Origin of the sequence: Mesoplasma melaleucae (assembly GCF_002804105.1) — a bacterium.
GTDB lineage: Bacteria > Bacillota_I > Bacilli_A > Mycoplasmatales > Mycoplasmataceae > Mesoplasma > Mesoplasma melaleucae.
On record NZ_CP024964.1, the window covers coordinates 410,894 to 434,256 of the forward strand.

General features: G+C 24.7%; 23 protein-coding genes and 1 pseudogene. 14 read left to right on the forward strand and 10 right to left on the reverse strand.

Features of this window, described 5'->3' with window-relative positions:
* Nucleotides 1–17: 17 nt before the first annotated feature.
* Nucleotides 18–641: a uridine kinase gene (gene udk / locus EMELA_RS02140; RefSeq protein WP_028124174.1), complete on the forward strand. Its 624-nt coding sequence runs from the start codon at nt 18–20 to the stop codon at nt 639–641.
* Between the two features lie 293 nt (nt 642–934).
* Here udk and EMELA_RS02145 read toward each other — a convergent pair whose 3' ends face one another.
* From EMELA_RS02145 to EMELA_RS02160, 5 genes are all read right to left on the reverse strand, one after another.
* Nucleotides 935–1,636, reverse strand: a complete 702-nt coding sequence (locus EMELA_RS02145; protein WP_157844550.1) for a hypothetical protein — start codon at nt 1,634–1,636, stop codon at nt 935–937.
* A 259-nt stretch (nt 1,637–1,895) separates the two neighbouring features.
* Complete coding sequence (locus tag EMELA_RS02150; RefSeq protein ID WP_028124172.1) at nt 1,896–2,117, reverse strand: hypothetical protein; 222 nt, start codon at nt 2,115–2,117, stop codon at nt 1,896–1,898.
* Between the two features lie 654 nt (nt 2,118–2,771).
* Nucleotides 2,772–2,966 carry a hypothetical protein gene (locus EMELA_RS04490; RefSeq protein WP_156932109.1) on the reverse strand — a complete coding sequence of 65 codons (195 nt, stop codon included), beginning with the start codon at nt 2,964–2,966 and terminating at the stop codon, nt 2,772–2,774.
* Complete coding sequence (locus tag EMELA_RS04495) at nt 2,944–3,123, reverse strand: hypothetical protein (RefSeq protein WP_156932108.1); 180 nt, start codon at nt 3,121–3,123, stop codon at nt 2,944–2,946. Before EMELA_RS04495 ends, EMELA_RS04490 begins: the two co-directional genes overlap by 23 nt.
* Nucleotides 3,124–3,199: 76 nt before the next feature.
* Entirely contained in the window at nt 3,200–3,604 is a 405-nt protein-coding gene (locus tag EMELA_RS02160) for a hypothetical protein (RefSeq protein WP_028124170.1), read from the reverse strand.
* A gap of 140 nt (nt 3,605–3,744) precedes the next feature.
* Here EMELA_RS02160 and EMELA_RS02165 point away from each other — a divergent pair, with 140 nt between their 5' ends.
* From EMELA_RS02165 to EMELA_RS04870, 8 genes and pseudogenes are all read left to right on the forward strand, one after another.
* On the forward strand, nt 3,745–4,074 hold the full coding sequence (locus EMELA_RS02165) for a hypothetical protein (protein WP_028124169.1): 330 nt from the start codon (nt 3,745–3,747) through the stop codon (nt 4,072–4,074).
* 7 nt (nt 4,075–4,081) lie between these two features.
* Nucleotides 4,082–4,465: a PD-(D/E)XK motif protein gene (locus tag EMELA_RS02170; protein ID WP_408630943.1), complete on the forward strand. Its 384-nt coding sequence runs from the start codon at nt 4,082–4,084 to the stop codon at nt 4,463–4,465.
* A 63-nt stretch (nt 4,466–4,528) separates the two neighbouring features.
* Nucleotides 4,529–5,019 (forward strand): annotated as a pseudogene (locus tag EMELA_RS02175) (Dam family site-specific DNA-(adenine-N6)-methyltransferase).
* A 446-nt stretch (nt 5,020–5,465) separates the two neighbouring features.
* On the forward strand, nt 5,466–7,409 hold the full coding sequence (gene parE, locus EMELA_RS02185; protein WP_028124165.1) for a DNA topoisomerase IV subunit B: 1,944 nt from the start codon (nt 5,466–5,468) through the stop codon (nt 7,407–7,409).
* A 15-nt stretch (nt 7,410–7,424) separates the two neighbouring features.
* Nucleotides 7,425–10,151: a DNA topoisomerase IV subunit A gene (gene parC, locus EMELA_RS02190; protein ID WP_051584598.1), complete on the forward strand. Its 2,727-nt coding sequence runs from the start codon at nt 7,425–7,427 to the stop codon at nt 10,149–10,151.
* Nucleotides 10,152–11,405: 1,254 nt separating this feature from the next.
* Complete coding sequence (locus tag EMELA_RS02195; RefSeq protein ID WP_028124163.1) at nt 11,406–11,597, forward strand: hypothetical protein; 192 nt, start codon at nt 11,406–11,408, stop codon at nt 11,595–11,597.
* A 504-nt stretch (nt 11,598–12,101) separates the two neighbouring features.
* Complete coding sequence (locus EMELA_RS02200) at nt 12,102–14,819, forward strand: DEAD/DEAH box helicase family protein (RefSeq protein ID WP_028124162.1); 2,718 nt, start codon at nt 12,102–12,104, stop codon at nt 14,817–14,819.
* Nucleotides 14,820–15,620: 801 nt separating this feature from the next.
* Nucleotides 15,621–15,791, forward strand: coding sequence for a hypothetical protein (locus EMELA_RS04870; RefSeq protein WP_169733534.1), 171 nt, complete (start codon nt 15,621–15,623; stop codon nt 15,789–15,791).
* A gap of 144 nt (nt 15,792–15,935) precedes the next feature.
* Here EMELA_RS04870 and EMELA_RS05345 read toward each other — a convergent pair whose 3' ends face one another.
* The 5 genes from EMELA_RS05345 to EMELA_RS02225 all read right to left on the reverse strand — a co-directional run bounded on the left by EMELA_RS05345 (nt 15,936) and on the right by EMELA_RS02225 (nt 18,573).
* Nucleotides 15,936–16,025, reverse strand: a complete 90-nt coding sequence (locus tag EMELA_RS05345; RefSeq protein ID WP_408630944.1) for a hypothetical protein — start codon at nt 16,023–16,025, stop codon at nt 15,936–15,938.
* Between the two features lie 149 nt (nt 16,026–16,174).
* Nucleotides 16,175–16,354, reverse strand: coding sequence for a hypothetical protein (locus EMELA_RS02210; protein ID WP_028124161.1), 180 nt, complete (start codon nt 16,352–16,354; stop codon nt 16,175–16,177).
* Nucleotides 16,355–16,459: 105 nt separating this feature from the next.
* Nucleotides 16,460–16,759, reverse strand: a complete 300-nt coding sequence (locus tag EMELA_RS05350; RefSeq protein ID WP_084485302.1) for a PadR family transcriptional regulator — start codon at nt 16,757–16,759, stop codon at nt 16,460–16,462.
* A gap of 388 nt (nt 16,760–17,147) precedes the next feature.
* Nucleotides 17,148–17,786 carry a DUF1700 domain-containing protein gene (locus EMELA_RS02220; RefSeq protein WP_028124160.1) on the reverse strand — a complete coding sequence of 213 codons (639 nt, stop codon included), beginning with the start codon at nt 17,784–17,786 and terminating at the stop codon, nt 17,148–17,150.
* Nucleotides 17,787–18,021: 235 nt separating this feature from the next.
* Nucleotides 18,022–18,573: a hypothetical protein gene (locus EMELA_RS02225; protein ID WP_028124159.1), complete on the reverse strand. Its 552-nt coding sequence runs from the start codon at nt 18,571–18,573 to the stop codon at nt 18,022–18,024.
* A 167-nt stretch (nt 18,574–18,740) separates the two neighbouring features.
* Between EMELA_RS02225 and EMELA_RS04875 the strand changes: the two genes are divergently transcribed.
* From EMELA_RS04875 to EMELA_RS02245, 5 genes are all read left to right on the forward strand, one after another.
* The gene (locus EMELA_RS04875; RefSeq protein WP_028124158.1) at nt 18,741–18,926 is read left to right on the forward strand and encodes a hypothetical protein; all 186 of its coding nucleotides are present in this window, start codon (nt 18,741–18,743) and stop codon (nt 18,924–18,926) included.
* A 182-nt stretch (nt 18,927–19,108) separates the two neighbouring features.
* Nucleotides 19,109–19,489 (forward strand): hypothetical protein, encoded by a 381-nt coding sequence (locus EMELA_RS04880; protein ID WP_169733533.1) that lies wholly within the window; start codon nt 19,109–19,111, stop codon nt 19,487–19,489.
* Nucleotides 19,490–19,671: 182 nt separating this feature from the next.
* Nucleotides 19,672–21,903: an SF1B family DNA helicase RecD2 gene (gene recD2, locus EMELA_RS02235; RefSeq protein ID WP_028124155.1), complete on the forward strand. Its 2,232-nt coding sequence runs from the start codon at nt 19,672–19,674 to the stop codon at nt 21,901–21,903.
* Entirely contained in the window at nt 21,896–22,528 is a 633-nt protein-coding gene (locus tag EMELA_RS02240; RefSeq protein ID WP_028124154.1) for a hypothetical protein, read from the forward strand. Before recD2 ends, EMELA_RS02240 begins: the two co-directional genes overlap by 8 nt.
* Nucleotides 22,529–22,742: 214 nt before the next feature.
* A complete protein-coding gene (locus EMELA_RS02245) occupies nt 22,743–23,351 on the forward strand; it encodes a hypothetical protein (RefSeq protein ID WP_028124153.1) in 609 nt (202 codons plus the stop codon).
* Nucleotides 23,352–23,363: the final 12 nt, after the last annotated feature.

Genomic DNA, 23,363 nt, shown 5'->3' on the forward strand with positions numbered 1-23,363 from the left:
ATTTTTAAAGGGGTCAAATGAGTAAAAAAGTAACACTAATACTAATTGCTGGGGGTACTGCTTCAGGAAAAACTACAGTAGCTGATAGAATAGCAAATGAAATTCTTAAAGGTAAATCAGTTACTCATATTTCAATGGATAACTATTACAAAGATTTTGGAGAATTAACTTTAGAAGAAAGACGAAAAATTAATTTTGATCACCCAAATAGCGTGGATACAGAATTATTATTAAATGATTTAAATGCTTTAAAAGATTATCAACCTATTAAAATGTTTGTTTATGATTTTAAAACATCTTCAAGAACAAGCGAAACAATTACAGTTAAACCAAGTGATGTTGTCATACTTGATGGTATCTTTGCATTAGCAATAAAAGAAATAAGAAAACTTGGGGACATTAAAATCTTTATTAAAACTGCCAATGATTTAAGATTTATTAGACGTTTACAAAGAGATGTTAACGAAAGAGGCAGAACATTAGATAGTGTTGTTGATCAATACTTAAACGAAGTTAAACCTATGCATGATGCTTTTATTGGCCCAAGCATTGAATATGCTGATTTAATTATTCCATATAAAGAAGGCAATGATGTTGCTGTTGATTTAGTTGTAACAAAAATATTAGCTTTATTATCATAAAAGAACATTTAAAAGTGTATTAATATTATAATAAAAATTATAATTAGCAAAATAAATGTTATTGAAGGATAGATGAGACAATATTATGAAATTAAAAACGATTTGTGAGTAAATTATATTTTTTTTGGTGTCTAGCTTTAAAGTAGACAAAAACTTTTTTAGATGTAATTTCATTATAGCAAGAATTACATATTATGTGTAATTTTTTATTTTATTTTTAAAAAACAACGCTAAAAAGTTTTTAACAACATTAAAAAATTTAAAATATTCAGTTTCTTATGTTAATCAAAAATCTAATGATTAAACTTAAAATAATTATTTATTTTAAATACTCTTTGAGATAAAAAGTTAACTACATTTCTTAAAGTATATGTTGCTTTTTTAAAACCTAAAGGGGCTTTTAAAACATTACAAATATCTGTTTCAGCATACACACCAATATAGTTTTTTCCTGATTGAGGAATTATCCCATCTCGATTGTATTTAAAGTAATCCATTATTTGTTTCGAAACATGCAAGCCAGTTTCTTTTAAAAAATGAATAAGTTTATCAGCCTTACCATTTTTAAATAGTTTTACACCAAATTTATATAAATATCAGTTACTAGATTCATACTTGTTCTTTCCTCGTACAAATAAATCTTTTAAATATTTAATTCCATGAAATCGATCTAAATGAAATTCAGCATTCATTTCTCTAGCTATTTTTTTAACTCACTTAGCACCATCGCTACCAATTGTAATTTTTGCTTTTGAGAAATTTTCATAGTATGTATTTGCTCAAAAATTAATTTTATTAATTGTATCTTGTCATTTTATTGGATTTTCTTTATTACCTATTATGTAAAAAACTCTTTTATTTTGTAAGACACCTCTTTTTCTAGTTTTAGATGATTTACTTTCTTTATATTCAACTCCAATATTAAAACTCACAACTCTGACTGAAAATTTAAATACTTTTCTATTTTTCCTATATTTTATATATCCATCATCCATATTAATGTACAAGTTGTGACATTTGTTAATTTTACTTTACTTTGAATTTTTAAAAGTTTACTTGAATTATCTATACTATTGAATATCCTACCTATTGTTGTTTCAGAAACATTAGCATAACCTAAAGTATCTATTACATCCTTGTAACGTTTTCCAGTTCCAATATAATCTAAAACCTTATTTTTTAAGCTAGGTAATATTCTTATATATTTTTCTAAACCTAAATGCTGATCTAAAAGATAAATAAATTTATTTTCTTTTACATAGGATTTTTAAGATTACCAGTTATTAATGCTTTAACCAAAGCATCAGCTCTTTTAACAATCAATTCAGACTCAATTTGAGCCATTAAAGCAGCTTTGTCGTAAAGTTCTGGGTTTGCATCTAAATAGTCTACAATAGGCTTAATATTTGCTTTTCATCATTTATTTTCAGCTGAAGGCAAACCGTCAACTAATATTCCATGTCCAAAAGTAAGCAAAGACAAAGGCCAAATATAAGGATCTTTTTTTGGTTCTTTTCATTGCTTTTCAGCAGGATAACCTTTATGGTGATAATCTCACGAATAACTTTCTCATATTGGGACTTTTGTATACTCAAATAATCAATGTTTTTCACATTTTTTATTATATTCGTTTTTCCCTGTGCCCTCTGCAATATTTCTTAAACGCTTTTAAATAAATGTCCAAATTTATATCTTCAGTTCAAAGATTTTCATTTTTAGCAAGTGCTAAATAAACAATCCAAGTTTTTGTTCTATTGTATCGTCATAAAGTACCATAGCCATATTTTTCTTCATTTAATCAAAATTTCTTTTCGCTATCTTTAAAAGATTGATGAAATGCTTTATCTTCTTTTTTGTTTTCTAATCATTTACCTAATCCATGATTTTCACATCCGATTTTTACATTCTTTTATTATAAATATAATATTACATAAGAGTTTTAATAGCCTTTTTAGCTTGCTTAGATTCTTGTTTAGCAAGTTTTGTTTTTTGTTTTTTGTTTTTTGCTCTTTCAGCATTTTTTTCATGAAGTGCCATTCTTTTTTGACGATATTTATCAGTTTCAATATTTTTTTTAAGTTTTGGTTGTTCGTTTAGTCTTTGTTCTGCAATTTGTTTTTGTTGTTTAAGTTATCTATTTTCTTTCAACCTCATATCAATATTTTTAGTTTTATCATTTAAAACATATTTAGTTTCTAAAGTGACATTCAAGTTCATTGCTACTTGTCGTTTTGTTTCAAATAATGGCTTAGCATTAATTATGTTACCATCAGCATCAGTTTGTCTAAAACCAGATAGAGCGTTACTTGCTTTTTTGAATAGCACTAGTTTTAAGATTTTCTCAACATTTTCTAATTTTTTCTCTAGTAGCAACAGATTTATAAGATTTACTTTTGAATTTACTTGCAGCATATATAGTACCAACACCAATACCACCAGCAATTTTAGTACCAATTTTAATTCTATTTTTTCAGTGTCTCAATGCATTTGTTAAAATGTTTTCTTCGCCAAGTGGTGCATTTTTTAACCCTCTACCACCTATACCTGGAACATTTCTACTAAGATTGCTTTTTCTTTTTTATTCTATTTGCTGTATTATACATTTCTGCAGCTTTTAAACCAATGTTTCTTGCTGCCATCATTCCAACTCCTGATGCTTTTACAACTCCTTTTGCAGCTGACATTACATCTTTATCAATTGATCGTTTACCACCTGCAAATTGAGATGCTAAACTTGGACCAATAATTAAGAAACTTGCACCAGCTCAAATTATAACTAATAAGAATGCAGTATCTATCATTCCACCAGCTCCGCTTATAACATCACATGGATGAATTTTAATTAATGTATTTAATAAAATACCAATTACTAAAAATATTGAAACTCCAATTGCCATAGATACAAATTTATTAATAATTTGTTCTTTTCATAGTTTTAAACGCGCTCCATCATCATTTACCATTGTAGCTGCAGCTAATGGTCATTTAATGAATATTTTTTACAAGATAAAATTTCCAATTTAGATCAAAATGTGATAAAAAAACAATTACAATTAGAAGATATGAAATTTGAATATATTAAATTAACAGAAAAGGTGACCTAATGGAAATAAAAGAATTACAAAAAATTGTTATTAAGAATGACTACATACTTTTAAAAGAGAGTACTGAAAAAAAATATTATATTTTTCGAAAATTGGATAAACAAATTAAAAATTTAAAAGATAGTAAAAATATAATAGTTAAAGAAGATGAAGAAGTAACATATCATTCAGCTGTTATTTTTGAAGAACAACAATATGAATCTTTAAAGGTTAACCAAAAGATAGATGAATCTTTTATGCTTAATTTATTTGATTTTATTTCTTCGAAGAAGTGAAGCATAAATGAAATGCTATGCTATATTAACTTAAAAAATGATTTTACAAAATAAAAACATAATGGAATTAACTGAAATGAGAGGATTATTTGCTGAGTTAGAATGCTGTATTAAATATAATTTAATACCTAGCAAAAACAATAATTCAATATTTGATTTTATTTTTGAAAGCAATGACATTGAAATAAAATCTTATTCTAAAGTAAAAAGAGATGTTATTTTATCTTATCAACAACTCACAAATAATTCAAAGGCAAAATTATTTTTAGTTGAAGTTATAGAGTCATCAGAGGGTAAAACTATTTTTGAATTGTTTAAAAAGATCAACACTAAATATAAAAATAAATTTAAAGACATATATAAATATTCAGAATCAGCGCAGGAAACTAAATTTTTAGCGACAAAAATAAATATAGTAGAAATGAAAAAGTTTCTAAAGGCTTAAAAATGCCTAAAAAACTAAAGATAAAGATGCAAAATTTTATTATAATGTGGATGTGATTTAATTATGAGTCTGAAACCAATATTAAAATGAGTAGGCGGAAAAAGAAGATTTATAAAGAAAATTGAAAAGCATATAGATAAAACTGAAATTGAAAGATATATTGAACTATTTTTTGAATCTGGCGCTTTATTTTTTCATCTTGGTTTAAAAAAATCTATAATATCTGATTTGAATTTTAATTTAATGAATTTTTATAAAGTTTTAGCTAAAGAACCTTTAGAACTAAAAGAAGAAATTGATAAATTATTTAAAAATATTAATGTTGAAAATTACAAAATAATAAGAGAAACTTACAATGGATTGATAAAAGATAAAGATTATTCATTGAAAAAAGCTGCTTTTTTTTTAATAAAACTTCTTTTAACGGAATTTATAGAGTCAATTCATCGGGAACGTTTAATGTACCTTTTGGAAAGAGAAAAACATATTTTATACCAGATGAAAAAGGCTTTTTAGAATATTCAAAGCTTTTAAAAAAACACAAATTAAGTTAAAAAGTTTTGACAAAATAATAATTAAAGCTAAAAAAAATGATCTATTTATTTAGATCTTTCATATTTTCCAGATGAAGCATCAACTTTTATTGGATATACAGATCCTCAATTTAATAAAGATAGACATAAAGAAATGGTTTTGTTATGTAAAAAAGTTGTAGAAAATGGTGCTAAAGTTTTAATATCAAATTTCAATTCGAAACAATTTGAAAATATAATCATAAAAGTTTTTGGAGATTGTAACTATATAAAAGAAAAAATAGTAACTAATAGGAGTATAAATCCTAATGCAAAAAACAAAAAAAGATTTTTAGAAACTTTATATATTCTAAAATAAATAAGTATAAAAGTGCATTTTGTTGTTTTTTTATTTATTAAAAGGAAAAAGAAAACTTATTAATTTATAATTAATTTATTATGAGACATTATGTATAGAGGGAGAATACATGGCAAAAGAAGTAAAATATGATGAATCAGACATTCAGGTCCTTGAAGGTTTAGAAGCTGTTAGAAAACGCCCGGGGATGTATATTGGTTCAACTGATGTCAGAGGATTGCACCACTTAGTATGAGAAATTGTAGATAACTCAATTGATGAAGCCTTAGCAGGATATTGTACAGAAATTAATGTAACTTTAGAAAAAAACGGAAGTGTTACTGTTGCTGATAATGGACGTGGAGTTCCAATTGGAATGCACTCAATAGGAAAACCAACACCTGAAGTTATTTTTAGTGTACTTCATGCTGGAGGAAAGTTTGGTGGAAATGGATATAAAACTTCTGGAGGACTTCATGGAGTTGGATCATCAGTTGTTAATGCTTTATCTAAAAAGTTTAAAGTAACAATCTATCGTGATTGACTAGTTAATGAACTTGAATTTATTAATGGAGGAAAATTAAATATTCCTTTAACAGAAATTGGAACAACAAATCGAACTGGAACAGTTGTTAATTTCTTACCAGATGATTCAATTTTTAATACTACAAAATTTAACTTTATAACTATTAGTGAAAGATTAAAAGAATCAGCTTTATTGAATTCAGGATTAAAAATTACAATTACAGATAAACTTAATGATAAATTTGTTGAATATCAATTTGAAAATGGATTAGTTGAATTTGTAAAAGAACTAGCAAGTGAATTTACTCATATAACAGAACCTGTTGTTATTACTGGAGAAACAAAAAGAATTACTTCTGAAATTTGTATTCAATATACAGAAGATTTTTATGAAACTATTTTAGGATTTGCAAATAACGTTAAAACTGGAGATGGTGGGACACATATCACTGGGTTTAAAACAGGATTAGTAAGAGCAATTAATGACTATGCTAAAAATAATAAATTATTAAAAGATAAAGATCCTAGATTAGACTCAAATGATTTAAGAGAAGGATTAGTCGCAATTGTAACTGTTAAAATTCCTGAAGACTTAATTGAATATGAAGGACAAACAAAAGGTAAGTTAGGAACACCAGATGCTAAGATTGCTGTTGAACAAGTAACTTATGACTTTATGAACTTCTGATTAATTGAAAATAAAGTTCCAGCAACTAAAATTATTGAAAAAGCAATTTTAGCAAGAAGAGCTAGAGAAGAAGCACGTAAAGCAAGACAAGCTATTCGTGATTCAAAAGGTAAAAAAACAACAAGAGCTATGTTAGGAAAACTAACTCCAGCGCAAGGTAGAAAAAAAGAAATTAATGAATTATATCTTGTTGAGGGGGACTCAGCTGGTGGAAGTGCGAAATCTGGAAGAGATCGTACATTCCAAGCTATTCTACCTTTAAGAGGAAAAGTTATTAACTCAGAAAAAGCTAGATTAGCAGAACTAATGAAGAATGAAGAAATTCAAACAATTATTACTGCCATTGGAGCTGGAATTGGTCAAGCATTTGATGTTAGTGATATTAACTATGGAAAAGTTATTATTATGACTGATGCTGATACTGATGGAGCACATATTCAAACATTGTTATTAACATTCTTTTATCGATACATGAAAGATTTAATTATTAATAAACATGTATTTATTGCTTTACCTCCATTATATAAACTAACTTTTGCAGATCGTAAGTTTATTTACTTATGAGATGAACAAGAATTAGCAGACTTTGCTAAAACATCAACTAAAAAATATGAAATCCAACGTTATAAAGGACTTGGAGAAATGAATGCTGATCAATTATGAGAAACAACAATGAATCCTGCACAGCGTAAATTAATTGTAGTTACAATTGAAGATGCATTAATGGCAGAAAAATCATTCAGAACACTAATGGGTGAAGATGCTGAAAAACGTAAAGAGTGAATTCAAGAAAATGTTAAATTCACTTTAGAAGATAATGATGATGCGGTCATCTTAAATGAAAAACAAGAAATAAACTAGAAAGGAGGAATACACATGGCAAAAAAAATAGATAACTCAAATATTGAAGCTGAAAAAGGAATAATTAGTTATGCTTTAGAAGATTTAATGGGTGAACGTTTTGGTAGATATGCTAAATACATTATTCAAGAACGTGCATTACCAGATGCTAGAGATGGTTTAAAACCAGTACAAAGACGTATTCTATATGCAATGAATGAGTTAAACCTAACTTTTGATAAACCATATAAAAAATCAGCGAGAATTGTTGGGGAAGTTATTGGTAAATACCACCCACACGGTGATACTTCAATTTATGATGCAATGGTACGTATGAGTCAATGATGAAAATTGGAAATGCCACTAATTGATATGCAAGGTAATAACGGATCAATTGATGGTGATAGTGCTGCTGCGATGCGTTATACTGAAACACGTTTAGCTAAAATCAGTGATTTAATGTTAGATGACATAAACAAAAATACTGTTAAGTTTGCACCTAACTTTGATGATAGTGAAAAAGAACCAACTGTTTTACCAAGTTATTTTCCAAATATTCTAGTTAATGGATCAACAGGGATTGCTGCTGGATATGCTACTAATATGCCTCCACACAATCTTGGTGAAATTATTGATGCAACAATTAAATTAATCAGAACTCCAAATATCAGAATTGATACAATTTTAGAAATTGTTAAAGGACCAGATTTTCCAACTGGGGGAATTGTACAAGGTCGTAATGGAATCAAAGATGCCTTTATGACTGGTAAAGGAAAAGTGATTGTTAGTTCAAAATGACATGAAGAAAATAATAACATTATTATTGATGAAATTCCTTATGAAGTAGTTAAACAAGATTTAGTTAAAAAAATTGGAGATGTCATTGATGCTAACCCAGGATTAGGAATTTTAGAAGTAAGAGATGAAACTGATCGTAATGGATTAAGAATTGCAATTGATTTAAGTGATAAAGCTAATTTAGACACTGTAAGAAAATTCTTATTCAAATTAACTCCATTAAGTATTTCATATAACTATAACAATGTTGCAATCGTTAATTTACAACCTAAACAATTAGGAATTATTGATTTAATTCTTGCTTATATTGCTCACTATAAAGAAGTGTTTACATTTAGAACTCAATTTGATTTAAATAAGGCTGAAAAACGTTTAGAAATTATTTTAGGTTTAATTAAAGCAATGAGCATTTTAGACAAAGTAATCGCTGTCATTAGAAGTTCAACAAATAGAACTGATTCGATTGAAAACTTAATTACTAAATTTGTATTTTCTCAGCCTCAAGCAGCAGCGATTGTTGATATGAGACTATACCGTTTAACTTCAACTGATGTGGTTAAACTGCAAAGTGAAAAAGATGAGTTAGATGTTAATATCGCTAACTTAAAAGCAATCTTAAATAGTGAAGAAGTTTTAGATAATGAAATTATTAATCGTTTGAAAGAAGTTAAAAAACAATTCCCAACACCAAGAAGATCAGTTGTTGAAGATACAGTTGAAAATCTAGATGTTGAACAAAAAGAAGTTTTAGTTGAAAAAGAATTTAATTTATGAATTTCAAAAGATGGATATCTAAAAGCTATTGAATCAAAAATTATTAATAAAAATGATTCATCAGCATTTGGTAGAAAACCAAATGATATGTGAATTGGAGCTGGAGAAGTTAATAACTTACAACACTTAATCTTAATTACTAATAAAGGAACATACTATTCAATTCCTTTATACAAATTACCAATGAGTAAATGAAGAGACATTGGAGTGCATGTTAATACAATTGCTACTATGGTTCCAAGTGAAACTATTGTTAGTGCATTTGTGGTTAAAGAATTTTCTGAAGCATTACAACAAATTTTAATTACAAGTAAAAATGGAAGTATTAAACGTATTCCTGTTAAGGATTTAGAAACAAAAATCTTTACTCGTGCATTTAGAATTATGAAATTAGATGCAAGTGATGAAATTGTAAGTGCTAATTTAATTACTTCAAAAACTCGTACTTGTGGAATCATTACAAGAAATGGTTATGGAGTAAGATATCATATTGAAGATATTCCAATTCAAGGAACTAATTCAAAAGGAGTTAAAGCAGCTAATTTAAAAAAAGATTACATTGTAGCTGGTTTAGGATTAACAAGTGATGATTCAATTCTTTATATAACTGAAAAAGATGGTGTTAAAAAATTCAGAAATGAAGATTTACCAATCTATATTCGCCCAAAACGTGGAGTAAGAATTTTACCAGAACGTAAACGTGGAACTGAATACATTATATTTGTTTTTAACTTTAATTCAAATAATGAAAACATTATTAAAGCAATTGACACACAAGATATGTATCAAGAAGTTAACATCAATAAATATCGTCACATTGAATTATCAAGTGTAACTGGTGATTTTGATGTAAAAGACTTAGCATTTGCAAGTTTAAGTGAAATTAATTTAGTTAAACCAAATGATATGCCACCAGGTGCTTTAAATGCTGATGATGATGCTGAAGGTTATGTATCTAAAGAAGAAATCAGAGCACGCCAAGAAGCTAATAAAGGTAAAGTATCAGCTAAAGTTTTGGTAAGTAAATCAGTTAAAGAAGAAAGTGAAAAACGGATTCAATCATTAACTGGTGGTTTAAGTGATTTATTAGGAGATATTTCTTCAGTATTAGGATCACCAAGTAAACCAAAACCTAAAAAAGAAATAAAAGATGAATTTCAATTAGATTTAAGTGATTTATTGGAGGAATAAAATGCAAACATCTGATTTAGAATTTATAGAATCGTATAAATATATACAGAATAAAAACATTGAAGAGCATAATGTACGTTAAAAGATTCAATTGATTTTATTGATTCATGAGTAATTATTGATGAATTAGAATTACATAAATTAGTTAAATTTTTTGTTAGTAATTTTCAAAAAAAATTTAGGTTTGTTACCATTGCTTCTAAATAAAAATGATATAACTTTTATTATGAGCATTGCTTTCTTAAAACAAAATAATGAAACTAAGTTTAAAAAAATATATTTTATTTTTTATTTAAACATTATTTTAAATAAAAACGATGATAGTTTTTTGATAATCAAACAAATTATAGGATTTTAAAAGAAATTATTTTTGAAAAAAAGATAAATGATAAAAATGATGTGTTATGTGAGTTATGTGAAAAAATGGAGTCACTTATAGAAAGTTTATTAAATCTTAATTATTTAAATGTTTTAAATTAAAGCAATATTTTTAATAAACTATCAATAATTGTAAAAAAGTAATTTATGACTGATTAGAAAATCAGTATAGTAATGATTTAAATAATTTTATTATAAATCATGAAAATATTGATTGAATACTTAATTGTTTTTTAGCTAAAAATAAAAAAATGATATTGCAAATATTTTTTAAAAATAGTAGAAATTTTTAAAAAAAAGTAGATAAAAATTTAGTTTTAGAATAAGTTTATATTTTAAAAAGAATATAAGAAAATTAAAAGAACATAAAATTAAAAACTTGGAAAAAATAATATTAGATTTGGAAAAAAGAAGGTTTTAAATTCATAACAATTTGAATAGAATTCAATAATAAAAAGTATATAAATTTAACTAAAAAATTGTTTGAAAATTGTATTTTAGAAGAAGAAGTAAAAAAGTTAGAAAAAGAACTTTTTAATTTAATTTTTAATACATGGAATTATGAACTTAAAAACTATAAATATTTTTAATATCAATAAATTGGAAAGAAAAGAGAATAATATTTTTTCTGATTTTGGGAGTAAAACAAAGTTGGGGGTCTACAAAAAGTGGGCATTCCCCACTTTTTTATTTGTAATTGATATAGATAATTAGTGTCCTCTATTTTTGTATGCATGCAAAATACTCTTGAGAACCTGATTTAATACTTCTGTTAAATTGGGTTTTTACTATATATCTATATCTTATATATTTATATAAATTTATTATCTATGTTAATTAAATTAATAAGTTTAAGAAAGGATATTTAAATAATTTATGAATATAGATTCAACAATATTTCTTACAAATATCAAAATTGAAGAAATAATATTTTTAGATTCTACATTTAATAAAAATAACAAGTGAATAAAAATTAAATTTAGAAAAAAAGAAGTAAACACAAAAATAGATTACTTCTGAAGTTTTACAAAAGATAAAGAAACAATAGATAAGGTTTGAAAGCTGTAAAATGAAGGAAAAAAGAAATAATATATCTATTTCAATAAAATTTTGACCTAATAAAAAAAATAAATATTTACAAGAGTCTGATATATCCTATAAATTTTATTTGGTTGATATAAAAGACGACAATAAGTAAAAAATATTTATATCCTTTAAGTACAAAAGATTATTACAGCTTAGAAACTTTAATTAGAAAATATACTTTTGAAACTATTTATAAAATTTGTAATCAATTGAATAAGGAAATTATTAGTTCAAATATTTACTATAAAAAATATAATCTTGAAAAACCGATAAAAAACTGAACTATTCTTGAAGATGATCACTACTAAATTTTAAAACAAATTATTTCTGCAAATGGTAAGATAAAACTAAATTTGTTCTTTGTTATATTAAAAATAAAAATGGCAAAACTAAAGAAAGGACAAGTAATGAAAAAAGTAAAAGGTAATTTAATAATTAAAACTAAGTTATTTAAAAATATGAGAAAATAAACTAAAGGAAGCAACAATGAAAGAAAAACTATTTACAAATAAAGATGAGCAAAAACTCTTAGAAGAAATAAACAACGAAATATTAACTTCTAATGAAGTTTATTTGATTTATCCCTTTATTTCCAAAAGTATTTTGAATAAAATAGCTCCTACCTTTGAATATTGTTATCAAAATAATATAAAGATTAAAATAATTTCTACAACTTTTGATGATTTAGCACAATTTAATAATTTAAATGAACTTAGAATTCTTTCTGAGAAGTATCCTAACATTAAAATTAAAATTGAAGATAATTTAGAAAGAAATAGTGAAAGAATTCATATTAAAGCTTCAATCTTTAAACGCAATAATGAATTATCAACTGCCATTTTAGGTTCTTCTAATTTAACTGTTAAAGGAATGATTTCAGGAAGAGAATGAAATATTAAAATAACTGAAAAAAATAATAAAGATTTAATTGAAAAAATGATTAATGAATTTGATAATCTATGAACTGAAGAATTTATTGATTTTTCAGATCAATTTGAAAGAGAATTATTAATCCAAAAGATTAAAGAAAATCAACATTCTTTAACTCAAACTAAACTTGAATTATTAAGTAATAATTTAACTAAAAAATATTTATATAAATTTCAAAAAGAGATTATTGATAAGTTAAGTTATCGTAGATATACTAACAAAAATAAAAACTTATTAATTATGGCCACAGGGACAGGAAAAACATTAGTTTCCGCATTTGATTACAAAAGACAGATAGAACAAGCAAAAAAGAACCTTAAAATCTTATTTTTAGCACATCAGAGAGAAATAATTGACCAAGCAATCAAAACTTATCGACATGTATTAGAGAATAATCAATTTGGAGAAGTTATGTATGACGGAAGTATCACAAGTGATAAACCAACACATTTATTTGCAACAATTCAAACATTGTCTACAAGACTTAATAATTTCAAACCAAATGATTTTGATATTATTGTATTTGATGAAGCACATCATATTGCAGCAAATACTTTTGATAAAGTTTTTAACTATTTTAAACCACAACAAATCTTAGGCTTAACAGCAACTCCAGAACGAGAAGATAACAAAGATATTAAAACCTATTTTGATGATGAATATGCCACTGAATTAAGATTATGAGATGCAATTGATCAAAAACTATTATGCCCATTTGATTATTACTGTATTGATGATACAAATACTAATTTACAAGGCGTTAATTTAAACTCTAATAAAGACATTTTTAAAGTTGTTAATACTGATTTAAGAAATGAGTTGTTATATAAAACAATTGAAAAATATTTAGGTGTTTATGCAAGACCAACAGCATTAATCTTTTGTGTAACTGTTGAACATGCTATTAACATTGCTAATTATTTAAAAGCTAAAAACTTAAAAGCAGAAGCTTTAACGTCACAAAACACCAAAGATCGTAAAAGAATCTTACATGAATTTAGTACAGGTAGAATCAATTACTTATGTGTAGTTAATATCTTTAATGAAGGAATAGATATTCCTGAAATCAATACCATTATTTTATTAAGACCAACTAGTTCAAAAACAGTTTATCTACAACAATTAGGTAGAGGATTAAGAAAAACAGAACTAAAAAATAAACTAGAAGTTTATGATTTAATTTCAAACATTGATAATAAGTATGATATTACTCTAGGAATTAGAAATCTATTTAGTCCAACAATTAAAAGTAGTAAAGCAATTAGTGCAAAAGAAGGATTACCATATAATTGTACAATTAACTTAGAAAAACATACAGAAGAATTAATTATTAATAGTTTAAAAAAATGATATATTAATAAAAATTCAATGAAAAGTTATATTATTGAATATTATGAAAAATATCAAGATAATGCACTTAATCAAATTTTAAAAGATTATGAATTAACAATTTTAGATTTTTATAATAATTTAGATGATCTGTTTATTCCAATAGCTAAACAAATTAAACAATATAAACCAAATGAAAATGATACAAACCGTAACAAAACTATCTTAAAGCAATTTTTATTTTTAAATAACTATAAAATAGTTAAGTATTTTTATAAACGTTTATCAATGCAATTATCAAAAGATGAAATTAATCTAGATTTAGATAATTTATTAATAACATCATGTTTATATGAATTGACAAGTATGGAAAAATTCTTAGATTTATATCCTGATTATTTAGCAATTAATGATTTAGTTGAACATTTTATTAAACATAATCAAGTAATCGCTGAAGAATTACGTATGATTTTAAAATACAAATTAGAAAATGAAACTTTAATCTTTGAAAATGAAATAGAACCATTATTATGTATTAATGCTACTTATACAGTTAAACAAGTATTATCAATAGTTAATCGTACAAATTTTTTACATTATCGTACTGATTTAAAGGTATTAACATTTCAAGCAGGTTATTTAACATTTAATAATTCTAAGCAAATTATCTTAGCTGATGAGAATAGCGAAAACTATGGTAAGAAAACTAAATATGATGAAGAAAGTAAATTATTTTATTGATCATTACCTGAAAAAATGACAATTAAAAACAAAATTATTAAAGATTTTGAAAATGAACAAATTAAGAAATACTTATTTATTCATGATAATCAAAACTATGATAAAAAGAACTTATTCTTAAAATTATATAAGTTCACAGGTATTGGGGAATTTGAAAAAATGATAACTGAAGATTTCCTAACTGTAAAATTTAGGTTAAAATAAATTAAATTAAGGAATTTAGGTGGAATATTGAAAAACAAAGAATATAAAAATGCAAAAAAGCAGATAAGAAAGTATAAATATACATTTTGAAAAGTTATCGGAACAATTATTTTGTTTCCAATAACATTAATTGTAAGTATTATCTTGTCAAAATTTTTTACTCCTTATTTATTTAAATACCAAGAGTAGGATTAGATGAAGAAGGACTGGAACTTAATACAGTTAATCATTACTTACGTGATATTAAATTAAAGAAACTAAAAGACATTCAACTAAAACTAAGTCAGGTTAAAGAATTTGAGATAGGAACAAAGAATAAACAAATTAGTTGTGTAATCTTAAATAATAATTCGAATAAATGAGTGATTGCATTACATGGATTTAAAAGAAATAAGTACATTGGTTTAATAAATAGTATGCAATTTTACAAAGAAGGATATAATATGATTTCATTTGATGCGTATGCTTATGGAAAAACATATTGTAAATAATCTGATCTAGGAGTTACTAACTAAAAAGTTTTAAATCAAGTAATTGATTGATTTAAATAAAATCACGAAGTTGAAGAAATTGATGTAGTTCGAGTTAGTATGGAAGCAGACACAGCTGTGTATTGAGCTGAACAATACTATGAAGTAAATAAGATTGATGATTAATTTCTGATTGCAGTTTAACAAACCCTGTTGAACAAATAAGATTTTTCTTAAAAAAAATATTTTAAATGATTACTATGATAAATAGCATCATTTAAAATTAATTGATTTTTTAAGAAGTATTCAAAAAACAATTAATTTTAAAGAAATGAATCTACAAAAAGATTTAACATCATTTAGTGAATTACCAGTCTTATTTATTAATGGTAAAAAAGATTTATTCATTGATTATCATAATTCAGTTTTGATGTATTATGAAAAAGCAAAAGAGTTAAGTGAAAATACAAAGCCTAATTATCTTTGATGAATCAGATCATAGTATGTGTATTACAGACAATCAAAAAGAATATACTAAAGCTACATTAGATTTTGTTAAAGATCATAAAAAATAATTTATAAACTATCAAGTGAATTTAAATTAACTTTTTATTTTTTTAAAAACTAAAGTTTTATACTCTTCATCTTAGTTTGTGTCATATTTAAAAATACCAATGAAGTGATAACCAAGACCTTTGGTTTTATCATTGATTTTAGCAAAAGTTATATATTCTATATTTTTATCTTTTTAACATCTTTGATGCGCTTATTTGTGTCTTTTTGGGCGTTATATTGGTAAATATAATCTCAGTTATCAGAAATAAAATTACCATGTCCTTAATCAATAGCAGGTTGTTTTTTATCATTTAGAATAATGTTAGGAAATTATATATGTTCCTTATCATTAACCTTATATCCTACTTTTAGCACTGATTGCTTATTTTCATCTATAAATAAAACATTTAATACGTCATTTAATACGTCAATTATCTTATTAAACTTTATATGATCATCTATTATTATTTGTTTGTTTTGTAATATTTTATTTAAAACTTCTAGATTCATGTAATACCTCTTTTAAGAATTATATTTTAATTAAGAAAAAATACAATCAACAATTAAAGTATAAAAAACACTAATTTTAAATTAGTGCATTTTTAATATAAAGTTTTAATTGTCATATATTAATGAATTAACTTTTTCAGAAATTTCTGATCATGCAATCTTTAACAAATGTAATTGTTTACGACCTAAATCAGTAATTTTATAACACTTACGCGTTGGTCCAGAAGAAGACTCTTCAAAATAATGTTCACAAAAACCTTTGTCGACAACCTTTTTAAATATTGCATATGTAGTAGACTCATTAGTTTCAACTACTTGATTTAATTTTTTATTTAATTCATATGCTAAAAGTTTCTTTTTAAAAGAAAATTCAATACAAGCATCTCCAAGATTCTCTTTTTTAATTCTTTATCCATAACACTAATATCTTACAATAATATTTTCAATAGAAATGTTATTTATCTTAAAATTATAAGGAATTTAGTATTTTATTGTAGTTATTGAAAGGAATTTTACATTTCAAGCTGCTGAAATATGGAAATATAAATCTAAACTTTTAGGTCTTCAACTTGAATTATTATTTCATCATGTTTTGATTTTTTTTCAGTTATTTTAAATTCTTGACCTAAACTAGTTTTAACATTGTATGATTTTTTAATTGATATTTTTTTCAGCTAAAGTTTTATCTTGTTTTAATTTAAAAATTTTTCAAAATGTATAACCTCAATCAAAGTTTAAATAGATAAGTGAGTTTTCAGTAAATTTACCATTTGGAATTGTACTTATAACTTCACTAAATCAAATATTTATCTGAAAGCACAGAACCATAAATTGAGTTTGTTCCAACAGTTGATGTTATTGCACCAACTCCACCTAAAGCTCCACAAATAATAATCATTATTAGCATTAATCTAGTTTTCATTTTTCTTTTAGGTTTATCAATAGTTTCAATGCGTTTTTTAACAAATCAACCACTAAAAATTACTTTAACAGTATTATATGATATGCTACTTAGAAAAAAGAAGAATATTGCAATAACAATTCCAATACCCATGACCCCAATCGCAAGTGCTAATATCACTAAGAATTCATAATTTATAAATGCTAATACTATTGCAACTGGAATTAATATAATAGCAGCTACAAAACTTAAGAAAAATGTAAGTGATAATAAAATTGCTAATATTGAATAAGTTATTCCAAGTAATTTAGCAAAGAAATTATTTACTGAACTAAATGCTCAATTAGTTGCATCAGTTTTACTATTTACAATTTTAATTTTAGTAACATAACCTTTAGCATTTTTGATTACACCAAATTCTTCATATAGTTCTTTAGCAATTTTCTCAACAGGTCTTAGACCTAATAAAATCTCGTTAACTGATTTTCCTTGAGAAAGTTCTTCATCTCATATATCTTTATAATTTTTCAATTACATCCTTTCGATCAGCTGACTTTAAGCTCGAAAGTTTTTTAGATAAAAGAGTAAATCATTTATCTATGCGTTTTTTAGCTTTTTTGTTCATTTTTAAAAAATACCTTTCCTTACAAGAATAATACAATATGAACTATTCTAGATTATCAAGTACTACAAGAAAAAAATAAAACTTTTTAACAAATTAATGAAAGTAAAAGGTTTTATTAATTATATTAATAAGTTTTATAGGTTAATTAAATTTAATTTTAACTTGTTCCACTAATTCAGCTTCAGACCCACACATATTGATCTCATTTTTAAAGTAAGCTTGGTAATTTTTAGTTAAATTTTTATATAAAAGATAAATATTAGTTTGATTTTCAATAATATTATCTAAAATGATTGGTTTAAAGTGAGAAATTTGATTTCTTAATTCACGAATTCCATCAAAGTCATCTCTAGAAATAGTTGGTCTATCAGGATATTTGGTTGCAATTTTAGTAACATTCTTAAAATAAATATTTTGTGCTTCACTCATGTTTACATTCTCTTTTAAAAAGAAATCAACATCTCTAATGTCACAATTCATAATAACAGCTCTAATATATTCTTCAAAAAAACAAATATAGCGATAAAGAATATATTTAAGTCTTAAATCATATTGAATCACAGCTGCAATTTTAGAATATTCATCAGTATTTAAGTAATTAGCAATATATTGATGATATTCTATCCCTTTAAGTTCTTTATATTTATTATATGAATCTATTTCAGCTTGATTTTTAAATTTTATTTCAATCATAGTATCTCCGTTAAAATAATTATCACATATTAAACTAAAAGTGCACTATTTTTTTAACTTAGTAATATAATAAAAATAAAAATTGTAATAAATATAAATTTATGCAATGTAACAAAGATCTACACAAAAGCAATAAAACATGTTGCATAGAATGCGAGATATAGTATATGAAAATAGAAATAACAAATTTTTGTTTCTTAATAGTTTTAGTTATCATTTTAAGCATTATAGTTTTTACACCATATGGAATAAAGAATTATTTAACTAAAAGAAGAACATCTAAATCATTTAATCAAACTACTGAATCATTTAAAGAACTTTTAGATAATAATGCAGAATTAATAAAAAAGTAAGAAGTAAAGAGTTAAATGAAAAAATAAAAGTTTTAATTGGGTCAAGTTCACTTTCAATCTCAGTTAAAACATTATTAAATTTTAAAGTTGTATCTTTAGAAATTGGGTCAAATGCACCAGACAAAGTAAACAGTAGACAATTTTCATGAAAAGCTTTTACTGCAATAGTAACTTTTGTTATTTTGAACGATTCAATAGGAGATACTGCAGAAGCAGCTGATGCAATCTTTCAATTGTTTAAGTATTTAAAAGATTTAGTGATAAGCACTGATAATTCTCCAATTATTTCCTCAATGATTTTAAAAATAATTAATATTGATCTAATATCTATATTGGTTCAATCAAGAAAATTTATGAGTGTTGGCCCAAACAATAAAAATATTATTACAAAAAAAGATTATAAAGCCGATGAAGAAAAATTTTGAAAAATAATTGAAGATTTAAGAATCAAATTGTTAAAAAGAAATGATTTAAAAATACTTTGTCTATTTTCTCAAAACTTTATATCTACTGATGAAATTTTTAATTTACTAAACATTTCTAAAGAATTAAGAAAAAGTTAATTTCAAAAAATAAGCATATTAAAGAAGAAATAGATGATTATGAAAAGGAAATTAAAGAAAATAATATTATTTAAAAAGATCTTTTATTTTTGATAAAACCTATTCAAATCTATTCAAATAAAGTTCTTTTTTTATTTTCATTATAGTTTTGATATAAAATATATAAATAAAAGGATGAGAAGATGAACGAATTATTAACTTTTAGAGGTTATGTAGTTAAATATGGTTTTTCAAACGATGCAGGTTGAGGAACAGGAACATTTGCTAGTGAAGATAATCTAAAACAACACATGAGTATTAAAGGTTCAATTACTAGCATGGACAAGAAAACCTTATATGAAATAACAGGATATTTTGAAGAACATTCGCGTTATGGTAAAAGTTTTAATGTTCAAACATATCGAAAAGCCCCAATTCATTCATCAAGAGAACAAATCAAGTTTTTAGCAGGCCCTGCATTTCCAGGTGTTGGAGAAAAAACAGCTGAATTAATTATTAATCATTTAGGTGATCAAGCAATTACACAATTAGTTAAAAATATAAACTTATTAAATGAAATTCCAGAATTAAATCAAACTTATATTCCCATTATTAAAAAGGGAATCGAAGAAAATATTAAACAAGAAGGACAAGAAAGATTAAGATACATATTTTTTGAAAATAATTTAAAGACATTAATTCTAGATTGAATGGATAATCATTTTGAACAAGACAATGATATTATTGAAAGTATTTTTTCAAATTCATTTTTATCATTTGCAAAAGATAAAGAAATTGCTGCTTTTGAAGAATTAGATAAAGTTGCAGTGCATTTTGGTTTAGAATTACATTCACCAGAACGTATTGCCTTTTGAGCATGAAAATTAGCTGATGATTATTTATTCACAACAGGTGATACTTATACAAACAAAGATTACTTATCAAGAAGTCTAATGCGTAAACTAAAAATTCAAGATACAGATCTATTATTAGAAGGTATTTTATATGCAAAAGAAAAAAGAATTTTAAAATTAACTAAAAATCGCATCTATACAGAAGAATCATGAAGAGAAGAACAAATTATTGCAGATAACGTAATTAAGCTTAATAAACCATCTAAAAAACCAAATAAAGAAGGTATTTCATGAGAGATTGAACAAATTGAAGCTGAAATTGCGTTAGAAAATAAAATTAAAGACTTTAAGTTTGATCAAAAGCAAAAAGAAGCATTAGAATTATTTGCTAATAATAAGTTATCAATTATTACTGGTGGACCAGGAACAGGAAAAACTACATTAATTAAAGGAATTGTTAAATTATTTAACCATATGAGTGGAACTGAAGATTATGCAATTGCAACTCCAACTGGAAGAGCGGCTGCTAGAATTAGAGAAACATATAAAAAATCATATGCAACAACAATTCATAAATTATTAGAAGCAAAAGAGTTAAATAAATTTCAAATTACAGAGCATAATCCATTAAGACAAAAACTGGTGATTTTAGATGAATGTTCAATGATTGATAATAAATTATTTGCTAGTTTTATTCAATCATGTGATCGTACAAGAAAAGTAGTATTGGTAGGAGATGCAAATCAATTACCAAGTGTTGGGTATGGAAATACATTTGCAGATTTATTAGAATTAGATTTTTTAAAAGTAATTAAATTAGATACAGTGCACCGTCAAAAGAATGGCAATGGGATTGTTGATCTAGCATATAAAGTATTAAATCAATCAATAGAGATAAGTGATTTAGAGGCACTAAATAATGTTGAAATTCAGTTTGATTATAATAAACAAAATACAATGAATAAAGTTACTGAGATTGTTGGTGAACACTGAAAAGAGTTACAAACTAAATCAAATCATTTGCAAGTAATTTGTCCAATGTATGGTGGTAGTTTAGGAATTGATGAAATCAATGCGCAGATTCAAAACGAATTTAATCAAAACGTAAAAGATAAAAAGCAAGTTTATGATCGTGGAGATTATCGATTTGTGGTTGATGATAAAATTATGTTTTTAAAAAATGATACTGACTTAGATTTAGCAAATGGAGACGTTGGAAAGATTATTAAAATTAATTACAATGCAATTGGTAAATTAAAAGATGTATTAACTGAATTTAATAATAAAGAAATATTATTACAACCAAAAAACTTTAGTGATGTAAAATTATCTTATGCAACAAGTGTGCATAAAACACAAGGTAGTGAATATAACAATGTCTTATTAGTTGTTGATCAACAAAAGTATAATTCAGGATTTATTAATAAAACTTTAATTTATACAGCAATCACCAGAGCTAAAGACAAAATTACAATTTTAGGTGACAGTGATTTATTCTTTGAAGCAATCAAAATAACACCACCAAGAAGAAATACAACATTAATTGAAACAATGATAGAAAAGAGTGAAATAAATGGGTAAAAAACAAACATATTTAAAATACTTAGCAACAGCAGCAGGTTTATTTTTCTTAAGTGCTTTATTAATTAAATTTTTTGGTTTTCAAAAAGGGGTATTTAAAGGTAACACGACAGGCCTTTTAATTACTGAATTAGTTTTATTTATAATCGGTTTAATATTCTTAGGATTTTACTGATTTGTTAAATTCAAAGATATTAAAAAAGATGATTATAAAATGAGCAAGAAGGAAAACATGTATTTTATTGCTGCATTAGGTTTATATGCATTAGCTTCATTAATGACTTTTATATTTATTATTGCAGCACATTTTATGGCAAAAATTATTGTAATATTCTATGTATTCTTAATTTTGATCCTATTATTCTTACTAACAGCATCTGTATTTGAAATGATTAGTAGACTAGGTTATCAAAGTTATTTAGCTAAAAAAGAATATGAGGAAATTCAAAAACTTAAAAAAGCTAAAATTGAAAAAATGATTTCAGAAGATAAAAACTTAGATAAACATGAATTAGCTAAAATTGTAGATCCTAAAAAGAAAAGAACAAAAGAGGCTGAAGAAATTTTAAAAGCTGAATCAATTAAAAAATTAAAAAATAAGGATACTAATCCTTTTAAAGATTAATATAAATTAAAGACTATACATTGAGTAAAACTTCAGTTTATAGTTTTTTTAATCTCACTAAATACTTAAACTCTTATAATTTATCTGAAAAATTTGAATTTTGAAATTACAAGATTTAACAATATAATAAAGTTAATATTTTAAATTATTTGCAACTTTTAATATTATTCAATTTTACTTCGATGGTAAGGTGGGTAGTGAAAAGGAAAAGCGTATGTTTAAACTTTTAACAGGTTTGCTAGGTGTAGTTAGTGTTTCTGCAGCAAGTGAAGCAAGTGTGCCACTTGTATTACAAACACCAAGTTCAGTTGGCAACAATTTAGATGAAGTAAAAAGAGAAATTAGTGTAAATGTAGATGGTAAACTATCTACTGAAAAAATTGAAGCTTTGTCTATAAATACTGTTCCAGAATCAAAATCTGGAATTGAGTCAATGATTTATGACTATCATGCACCATATTCATTAGGCAAATTTTTAATTGATTACAGTATACTAAATATTGAATTTTCATACACAACATATATAACTGGAGAAGATAATCCATTTCAAACAAATGTTATTTCACAGGATATTAACATTTGTTGAATGTGATGACATGATGCTGTAACTGATTCTACAGTTCTTTCAAGAAAACATTTTGATCCATTATATAAAGGTGACGCATCAGTTAAAGCTATGATTTCAGTTCATCGAATAATTGACACAAATATCTTAAGGTTTAGAACAAAATATACAGTTTCAGCAAAAAGTTCTTTACCTTTTTTAGTATTTGGCAGTAGTCTTGAATATTTTAGTGTACATAAAATAATTTTTTGTGGTTAAATACATACATTT